The sequence below is a fragment of the Paenibacillus sp. E194 genome (genome assembly GCF_000935845.1).
Taxonomy (GTDB): Bacteria; Bacillota; Bacilli; order Paenibacillales; family Paenibacillaceae; genus Paenibacillus_B; species Paenibacillus_B alvei_B.
In genome coordinates, this window is record NZ_JMDX01000212.1 from 1 (window position 1) to 9,897 (window position 9,897).

The 9,897-nt window shown below is 47.1% G+C and carries 8 protein-coding genes and 1 pseudogene; 2 read left to right on the top strand and 7 right to left on the bottom strand.

Annotation, left to right across the window (positions count from 1 at the left end):
* Positions 1-5: 5 nt before the first annotated feature.
* Positions 6-566 (top strand): annotated as a pseudogene (locus AZ66_RS22505) (MqnA/MqnD/SBP family protein); the annotation flags it as partial.
* A gap of 448 nt (positions 567-1,014) precedes the next feature.
* Positions 1,015-2,226, top strand: coding sequence for an MFS transporter (locus AZ66_RS22510; protein ID WP_044356898.1), 1,212 nt, complete (start codon positions 1,015-1,017; stop codon positions 2,224-2,226).
* 158 nt (positions 2,227-2,384) lie between these two features.
* Here AZ66_RS22510 and AZ66_RS22515 read toward each other — a convergent pair whose 3' ends face one another.
* The 7 genes from AZ66_RS22515 to AZ66_RS22555 form a co-directional block, all read right to left on the bottom strand.
* Positions 2,385-3,674 (bottom strand): Gfo/Idh/MocA family protein, encoded by a 1,290-nt coding sequence (locus tag AZ66_RS22515; protein ID WP_044356899.1) that lies wholly within the window; start codon positions 3,672-3,674, stop codon positions 2,385-2,387.
* A gap of 300 nt (positions 3,675-3,974) precedes the next feature.
* Entirely contained in the window at positions 3,975-4,877 is a 903-nt protein-coding gene (locus tag AZ66_RS22520; protein ID WP_021261628.1) for an ABC transporter permease, read from the bottom strand.
* A gap of 13 nt (positions 4,878-4,890) precedes the next feature.
* On the bottom strand, positions 4,891-5,802 hold the full coding sequence (locus AZ66_RS22525; RefSeq protein WP_044356901.1) for an ABC transporter permease subunit: 912 nt from the start codon (positions 5,800-5,802) through the stop codon (positions 4,891-4,893).
* 263 nt (positions 5,803-6,065) lie between these two features.
* On the bottom strand, positions 6,066-7,133 hold the full coding sequence (locus AZ66_RS22535; RefSeq protein WP_156160048.1) for a sensor histidine kinase: 1,068 nt from the start codon (positions 7,131-7,133) through the stop codon (positions 6,066-6,068).
* The gene (locus tag AZ66_RS22540) at positions 7,126-7,836 is read right to left on the bottom strand and encodes a response regulator transcription factor (protein ID WP_044356905.1); all 711 of its coding nucleotides are present in this window, start codon (positions 7,834-7,836) and stop codon (positions 7,126-7,128) included. The genes AZ66_RS22535 and AZ66_RS22540 overlap by 8 nt, the downstream gene beginning before the upstream one ends.
* Before the next feature lie 128 nt (positions 7,837-7,964).
* Positions 7,965-8,543 carry a class I SAM-dependent methyltransferase gene (locus AZ66_RS22545; RefSeq protein ID WP_197081755.1) on the bottom strand — a complete coding sequence of 193 codons (579 nt, stop codon included), beginning with the start codon at positions 8,541-8,543 and terminating at the stop codon, positions 7,965-7,967.
* A 325-nt stretch (positions 8,544-8,868) separates the two neighbouring features.
* A complete protein-coding gene (locus AZ66_RS22555; protein ID WP_044356907.1) occupies positions 8,869-9,630 on the bottom strand; it encodes a restriction endonuclease in 762 nt (253 codons plus the stop codon).
* Positions 9,631-9,897 lie beyond the last annotated feature (267 nt).

The window sequence follows — 9,897 nt, forward strand, 5'->3', positions numbered from 1 at the left end:
GCTGACCCATCCAGCTGTCTGGCCGCCGTGTCGCTGTACCAAGCGAACGATCTACAGCCTATCTTTTGTTCCGGCTGTGGGCTGCACAGAATGTGCCAGGCGGGGTCGGAGAGATTGTCGTCATGCCGTTCCATCAGATCATGCCGGCCGTTCGCGATGGTCACATTGATGCAGGGCTAGTTATTCATGAAGCTCGCTTCACATATCCCTCTTATGGTCTCACGATGCTTGCCGATCTAGGCAAGTGGTGGGAAACGGATACCGGCCTGCCGATTCCACTCGGTGCCATAATCGCCCGCCGCACGCTTGATGTGAACGCAATCGCCGACTGGGCACGCGCATCAGTCGAATATGCATGGGCACACCCGGAAGCATCGCGTGAATACGTCCTAGCTCATGCACAGGAGATGTCGCCTGAAGTAACGGATGCCCATATTAACCTGTACGTGAATGAATTTACTAGAAACTTAGGTGAAGACGGCTATGCTGCAGTCGAAGCACTGCTTGGCCGTGCAGCGAAGGAAGGTCTCGTGCCTGCTTTCGATTTAGCCGCACTTCGCTTGTAGTCTATAGTGTGATTCGCGAACGCTAGGTATACTATACCTTTACGAAGTAGAGCGCCCGCAGATTACGCGGGCGCTCTCTTTGCTTCTTTCGCTGCCGACAGTGATTGGACACTTGGATGATGATATACCGCTTATACCGCTAGACGCCTACGGGAGACAGCAGTAGAATACGACATGATTACAAGATAGGAAAGACAACCCATCCCTTCTATCTATTGCCGTCGTCAGTTCTTCGATCATATGCCCTTTATGAAGGCTGTCCATTCGGCATGTCACTGCATACGATACAGCGAGTTTGCATATGCAATCGTTGGAAGCTTTTCAAAGACGGGTCGTGTATAATAGTTTATTGCTAAAGTAAGTAGGCAAATAGAAACGAGATTCTAGGAACAAAACACTCCGAAGGAATCGCTCTCTTGCTGAAAACAACTACAGGAGTGAAAGTCCAATGGAAACATGGAAGAAAAATTTATGGATTCTATGGTTTGGTACATTCATCGTCTCATCAAGCTTTTCCATGGTCGTCCCGTTCCTGCCGCTCTTCTTGATTCAAATTGGTGTAAAGGATCATATTGAGCTGTGGTCGGGGATTTTGTTCAGCAGCGTATTTTTTGCCGGCGCCATTTCTTCTCCGTTCTGGGGAGCGATTGGCGACAAGTACGGACGCAAGCCAATGATTATCCGGGCCGGAATTGTACTATTCGTAACCTATATTATGCTAGCCTTTGTTACGAATCAGTACCAGCTATTAACGATCCGTATTTTGCAGGGCCTGTTGACAGGGTTCATCCCTGGATCGATTGCCCTTGTTGGCACAAGCACACCTGAAAAAAAGGTCGGCTATGCCTTGTCGATGATGGCAACCGCCACTGCAACCGGTACAATAATGGGACCGCTCCTCGGCGGCATCTTATCGAAGCTGTTCGACAGCCGTCTGACGTTCGCATGTGCAGGCATCTTGTGTTTGATCGCAACACTGCTCGTCATCTTCTGGGTAAAAGAGGAGAACTTCGTTCCAACGAAGGATAGCAGTTCGATCGTCAATACCATTCGGATCGCATCCGTAAATCGTCCGTTCATGATCGTACTTCTGCTGTCCCTATTGACCCAATTCTCGGTCATGACGATAGAGCCTGTTCTCCCCCTCTACATTGTAGAAATCGGGCATTCAGCGAAGGACGCCTCATTAGTAGCGGGGTTCGTATTCTCTCTTGTTGGCATAGCTAGTATTCTGTTCGCAGCAAGATGGGGGAAGCTTGCCGACCGTATCGGCTTCCAGAAGGTTCTTCTGATCGGCCTGCTCGCAGGCGGTATCGGTACGCTCGCTCAAATTCCGTTTCAAAATATATGGTGGTTCTCGATTATTCGCTTTACATATGGCATCTTCTTCTGTGCTGTGTTCCCAGCATTGAACGGACTCGTGGTGCGGACAACAGACAGTGAGTTCCGCGGGCGCGCCTTCAGCTTGAATCAGACCGCGAATCAATTTGGCGGAATGCTCGGCCCACTCGTTGGGGGAGCGATTAGTGGTGTGTTCTCCATCCACATGGTATTTTGGGTCACGGGTATATTGCTGCTTGCAACGATGGGGTTGGCGTTCTGGACACAGCGCGGTGACCGCTTTCCAGTGAAGGCCGCAGGAACAAGCAAAGAGATGTAATCATGTAAACCTCAAAAATTACAGGTTTACGTTGCGGAAGACTTATGACAGAAGTTATCAATCATCGCTCTACAATAACAAGGGGCTGCACCGAACGTAATTTTTACATACGTCGGTGAGCCCGTTTTCTCAGTTCATCAAGTTTTATGACGACTTCATTACCGCCCTGAACATGCACCCACTAAGGGCTTGCTGACTATCTGCTGGTAATATCGCGTCAGCTCCTGAATATCCATAGGCATTCCGTCATGCAATCGGGATCGTTCCGCAGCGAACGCCATCATGTGGCTCTGCACGGAGCCGCGCAGCACAGCCGATAGGTCGCTCCTATTATGCGGCTGCGATACGAGACGGCAAAATTCATGCATCATGACCGTACAACCTTCGCGCCCCTCATCATGGACATGCATCTCTTGTGAAGTATCATGAACAAAATCATATACTGTGAATGTCTGCTTCTCAAGGTTACCGCGTATTTCCCCGTTTGTTCCTGATATTTGCACCATTCGCGAGCTGTCATGCGTGAAGGCGGACAAGGTAAAGGAAGCCGTCGCTCCGTTGCGAAATTCCATATTGACCACCTGATGATCGACGACATCATTATCACATTGGAAGACACATCGACCATAAGGCGTCTCGCGAATCACGTCCCGAATATGCTCATCTGTAGGATCCTTCGTGAAATGGAGCGCACGACGGCGACCTTCTCCCAAGTAATATCTCAAATCCGCATAGCAGCATTCATTAACGTGCGGACAGCCGTCTGTACAATAGAGCGGTGCATCTTCCGGCTTATTCTCCCGCTTGAAATGGAACAGCGAGCCGAAGGACGTCAGCCTCCTGCAATCCTGCTGCATGAGCCACAGAATGATATCTAAATCATGGCATGACTTCGCTAATATCATTGGACTAGACTCGCTCGTCTTACTCCAATGGCCACGTACATAACTGTGGGCCATGTGGGCGAAGCCGATATTTTCACATAACTGAATATTCACGATCCTCCCAATGCTGCCTGCTTCAATCACCTGCTTGATAGAGGACCAGAATGGTGTGTAGCGCAGCACATAGCATACAAGAACGATCCGGTCGCAGCGTCTCGCAGCTGCCTCAATCTCGACGCATTCCTCAGGCGAAGGCGAGATAGGCTTCTCCAACAACACGTGATAACCCTGCTCCAGCGCCATCATCGTCGCTTCGTAATGCATGCGATCCTGCGTGCAGATCATCACCGCATCCGCATAGCGTGCTCCTTGCAGCGCTTTCTTCCAATCCGAAAATACATATTCTTCCTGAATATGATGCTTGCGCGCGAATACCGCCCGCCTCTCCTCGTCCGGTTCGGCAACCGCAACAATTTCTAATTCTTCTGGGAATTGCAAAGCATGCTGTGCGTATACATCTGCTCCTCGCACTCCTGCTCCTAGCAAGATGGCCTTCACACTCATCTCTCCGGCACCCTCCATTAAGCAATCATCTCGTTGTGATTGGGATATTTTTCTTTGTCTATAATTCTATAATCTAAACCAAATATCCAATCGGAGCAATGCATTTCCCCACTCTATTTATGAACATCGTATGTCATGAAGATGTCCTGTTCTTCCCACTCTACGAAGAAGTAAGCTTGCTATCCTTCTGCATGACGGTAAGCCAAATCTGTCTGCCTCTACCCAATTCTCTGACTATTGGATTTTATCTCTGTCGAACGTGATGATTCAAAACCGCATCATATTGCGTCTCTCTATCGTCTATAAGTACGACCCCATACGGCGGTTGAAGTGACGCCGCAAGCCCTCTCCCAATAGATTGAAGGTGAGCACCGTGAACAGAATAGCGAGCGCGGGATAAAATACGAAAGTGAACTTGCTTAAATAAATATCCGCGCGCGTCTCCGCAAGCAAAGACACCCAGTTGGTGCTTGAATTCAAAAATTTCATGGTGAAGTAATTAACCTCTACCCAATCGTGCGTCAAGAAGATACTCAACACACCTAATTGTCCTATAAGCAGCATGACCTTGCCCAAATCAATACAGAAATTAATAACGATCTCCGGTACGAGCGACGGCATATAATAATTTCGAACCATGCGCCATCCACTTAATCCAAGCGATTCTCCTGCTTCCACAAATAATTCGTGCGAGATATGGTTCGCCTGCTGCTGCACAATATGTGCCACTCGCCCCACCTCAAGCAGAGCGAGAATTGGGATTACCCATAGAATACGATTGCTCGAATATTGGATGAACGGCATACTCAGTAATAGAATAGCTGAGAAAATAACAGGCAGAAACGTGAATATCTGATTCAAGCTTGTTACCAGCCAATGAGCAACTCCCTTCTGCTTATACGCGAGCACGCCTAATGGCACTGCAATTATATAGCGCAGCAGAGCAATGAAGAAGACGATATAGACCGTCTCCTTGGTTCCTACCACGAGCTTGCTCAAGTTATCGACGCCTTTCTTATCCGAGCCAAGCCAGTTCAGATCCGAAGCTTTGTAGGGAGGCAGCATAAGCTTGCCCTGCTCTGACCATCTATGTTTTTCGGGTGTAAGTGACTTGTCTATGAGCGGCAATTCTGGGCCAAGGTACATCACAAATAAAACCAAGGCGAGCATTGCCCCACCGATCCATAGTGTGTAGTTTTTCAATGAGGACACTCCTTTATCTCGATGTCGGCGCAATGGAACGCTTAACCAGCAAGGCAATCCACTGAACTAGCACCACCATAATCGTAAAACAGCAAGCAATCCCGATAATGACACCCGGCTCATAATTCACTCCCGATCCGAAGCTAGTATCATAATCAATCGCTTGGAACAAACGGTAGGCTGCACCAGGATAACTCATTAAGTATTCGACCATTAGTAAATTAGACAGGATGTATCCGAACAAGGAAGGCAGGTGGGACAAAATCGTTCTCATACTGTTGCGGCCAACGTGCTTGTACAAAATCATTCGCTGCGCCACTCCCTTCGCTTTGGCAACCTGAATGTACATCTGTCCCTCCTGCGCCGCAATTGCAGCGCTCGTAATTCGTGCAATATACATAGCCGGATATACGGATACAAGTACAGATGGAATGAGGAAGGCATACCATTCTTTTTGCTCAAAGAAATGAATAAACGGCATGTATCGAATAACAAACCATTGAACGAGCAGCACGACCATGAAGTCAGGCACCGATTGAAACAACCAAGTCGTTCCGTTCCCGATCACATTCCACTTCGACTTGGACAGCTTATAGTCAGCAATCCCTTTCATCAAGCCCAATGTAAAACTTAATAGAAAGCCAATCACAATAATAGTTAGACTATTCCCCATCACGGTCAGCACCTCAGAACCTGCAGCTTCCCCGTAGCGAGTTACGCCTAAGGTATTGTCTACAAAGATACCGCGTATAAATCCTGTGATGTTCTCGGCATACTGCGACCAGCTGAAATGATACTTCGCTGTCATCTTGTAGCCTTCCATGCCAATGTCCAGCTTGCGTGGAAATAGAACAATGAGCATTATCATGATCAATGCAAAAAAGCTGAAGCATAGTGACTTCACCATATGCAGTACTAGATTCATAATTTCCTCCTGAGTGATTCTCTCTCGATCCATATGCTAGTGATACCATATCATTCCTGTAATGTGAAGACGATGCAATCCTATTATGGTTATTTTATCCATCAAATTGATTGCTTCTATGATTGTTGATTGCTTGCTTAGGTGATCATCTTCCCCCTCCACATCATAAAAAAGCACATTCCCTAATGAACTGGAAATGCACTCTTCTACTAGATCTATTCTATTGACTCCATCGTATAGGGGAGGGCCAGACTTATCCATTGTTACTGCTCGTCCAGCGGGAGCTCCAGACGGAACGTGAACTTCCCCTCCTCATGCGTCATACTGAGCTGGCCACGATGCAGTCTTGCAATATGATAGGCAATAGATAGGCCGAGACCCGCCCCGTGGCTATCGTGTTGATCGTTACGAGAGGCTTCCGCCTTATAGAACCGCTCGAACAATCGCTGCTCCTGTTCCTTCGTAATAGGCTGCCCCCAGTTCTCTATTTCCAGCCATACCGTATAATTCTGCTCCCAGAGCCGTACCGTAATTTCTCCGGGCCTCACTGAGAACTTGTACGCATTCATTAGTAAGTTATCCATGGCTCGAACAAGCAGCTCTGCATCTGCTATTATCATTATCGCACGTTGGGAAGCATGGACAAGCCGAATTGTGAGCGACGCCTCTCTTGCCAACGGTTCAAATTCAACAAGCAATTGGCGCAACAGTCCGCTCAAATCAAGACGAGAGCGCTCGATTTCCACTCGATTGTCAGCTAGTCTTGTATATTCGAATAAATCATTGATCAGCTGGCTAAGCTGTTCGGTCTTTCGGCATGCATTGTGAAGGTAGCGCAGCTGCTCTTCCTTGCTTGCTGCCCCCTCCTGCTGCAACAAGTTCAAGTATCCAATCAGACTCGTCAGCGGTGTGCGTAAATCATGCGAGACATTCGTAATAAGCTCCATCTTCATCTGCTCGGTAAGACGCTCCTTCTCAATCATGCGCTGCAACTGTTCCGCCATATGGTTAATAGAATCTGCAATAATGCCGAGTTCATCCTGTCTATCCAAGGTTACACGGGATTGCAGATCTCCCTCAGCAATAGACAAGATCCCCTCTGTTAATCTCTTTAAATCTCGTAGTAAACCGCGCGTGAAGAGAAAGAAGTATGCAAGGTATAGAAATAGAAACACTAATGGACTGACACCGTGGCCTATTAAATAGGACGATACCGTATCCATGAGCGCCATTGTAATAAAGGTACAAAACAAGCTGAGAAGCGCAAACCAGAACAAACGTCCTCGGATGTTATGCTTCCCATGCAGCATCGCCCATATCCTTCTATTCAATCCGATACCCCACTCCCCATACGGTCTTAATATATTGAGGCTCTCTAGGATTCTCTTCAATCTTTTCTCGAATATTGCGAATGTGCACCATCACCGTATTGTCCGTGATGAATTTGTCTTCCTTCCAGACCAATTCAATAAGTTTATCAATGCTGAATACATGCCCCCGCCGCCGTGCCAGCCGCTCCAATATCGAGAATTCAGTAGGGGTGAGCAGTACTTCCTTCCCTCGGACAATAACGAGATGCCGTTCCGGATATATGCATAAATCCTTTATTTCGATAAACGATTCATCTGAAATCGGAGGCACCTGCATGATGCGTTCTTCCTGTCCCGCGAAGGATTGTCTGCGCAATTGAGCCTTTACCCTAGCCAAAAGCTCCATCGGATGAAATGGCTTGGCGATATAATCATCCGCGCCTGTATGAAGACCTGTGATCTTATCCAGACTCTCTCCTTTGGCGGAGAGCATGATAATCGGCACCTTCGTATGTTGGCGAATGGCCATGCATGCCTGCATACCATCCATATTCGGCATCATTACGTCTAGAATTATAAGATCAATGGATTCTTGCTGTATCAGATCCAATGCTTGAACTCCATCTGCTGCCTCAAACACGTTAAAACCTTCATTGTGCAAATAAATGCGAAGCACATCTCGTATGTCCGCATCATCATCCGTTACTAATATCCGTTGACTCATCCTTTCCTTACTCTCCTTTCTGTAGAGCAAGTATACAGCTTAAGAGAAGTGTATGAACAATCCAATAAGAAAAGAAATGATATTCATCTGCTAAAGGGATCGAAGTCGAAGGCCGAATGAATACCCAATTACTGCAAACTACTCCCTTTCCGACATACATATACGAAGGCTGGTGGAACATTCAGAAACACAAAATGAATATTCTCGATATCAAAATAGCGAGCCAAATGCGGCTTCATTTGTTGAGAGTATTGAAAGGCAACGAATAAACCTCCCGGCTTAAGCGATGCGAAAATTTCCTCGATCAGATGATCACGCAACTGCTGCGGGAAGTTGAAGAATGGCAGCCCACTCAGCACACAATCCAGCTTTCCCCTACTCTCATCCCCCAATATCTTGCCTAATTCACCGGCATCCGGATAAGCAGCGTATTCAGGATAGTTATCCTGCAATTGCTCAAGCAACAATGGATCCTTCTCGAACAAGATGACTCTGGCCGTATCCCGCTTAACCGTTGCGATAAATCTCGTAATCGCCCCTGTTCCTGCGCCTAATTCGGCAACATGCTGCACCTCTTGCCAGTCCACAGCATCCATCATCCGCTGCGCAAGAAATCGTGAGCTTGGCGTAATGCTCCCTATCTGTTTGGGCGTTCGAAAAAATGTATTTAAGAACAGCAGCTTTTCCCGAATCATGTTCACACTCATTTGACGTCTCCCTTTCGCTCGTATCCTTGGATGATATTATCATATCCAACATGTCTTGGGATCATAGGGGGATTGTTCTGAATGAGATCTAAATGAGTTCTGAAGAATTTCTGAATACGCGACTCCGCGGATAAAAGAGTAGAAGCATACAAAACACAATTCTTCACCATAAGCAAGACAAGTTCGACATCAACGAGAAGCAATTGGACCCATTGAAAATCCGACAACCGCAAGTTTCCTTGATCCTGACATAAAGATTTTCCTACACTCGAATCTTCTTGATCGGACAACCTTTGCGTTAGCTGCTTTTGTTCTTAGAGCACCATCATACTGATCGGGTATGCCTGCACTTCGGATAGGTTGAGCATCCCCAGAAGGCTTGTCCTTGCTTGCTTTTTCTTCTCACCATTGGCGAGCCGCAAGTACAAGTCATTGATGCGGATGCTGCGCTTTCCTTACTACCTTGCTTCAACTCTGCTTTTGCTACTTCCATTTCTCGACTACTTTTCTTCGATGTCCTTTTTCCATGATTCCACTTCCCCCATGAACGCAGCTTGTGTTCGATGAGTGCACCATGCCAATAATCCACTTTGAATTGTTCCGCTTCCTTCTTCGCTGGCCCCGTCAAATCTGATGTCGTAATCAACAAGGACAAAATACAATCGTGATTCCGCTTAGCACCAACAAGTTCACGAACCGTCTGCACAGGAACCTTATGGTGACTGGCATAACATTTCGCCTGAACAGCGGTCTTCTCTCCCCGTCGATCCGTAATCACAAGATCCACGCCCCCGTCGCTGCCGCCGACTCCAACCTCTGTGACCCCATAACCTTGATCTCGGAAATAAAGGGCTAGCAGGCGCTCGAACTCAGCACCCGTCAAGTCCTCCAACTTACTTGATAAGATCGCTTCATCTCCACGACAACGTGTTGAGGCTCTATTTGTAGTACCTCGCTTTGCCCGCTTTTGCAGTGATCTTCCCTTCTTCTTCGATGGCTTCTTTCCTTGAATCGCAAGCAAGATCGAGGCTCCGAGCAAAATGGCTATCGTAACAGCTGCGATTAACATCCATTCACTGCTTCCCATGCACATATCTCTCCTGTTGTTTGTATATCAACATTTTACAACTTAGAAACATTTTGATAAACCCTTGAAATGTCTTCCTCCTCAACTAGAGCATCGCAACAACACTTGAACAAATAAAAGAGATGGAAGATATGAAGTTAATAACAGTGTATATCATATGTGCGAATGTCTCACCAAGGGAAGCCAAAACTCTTCGATCGTATTAAAGGAGGCGAACGGTGCATTCACGTTGAACGCCATCAAGCTTGGCATGAACAGCAAGCAAAT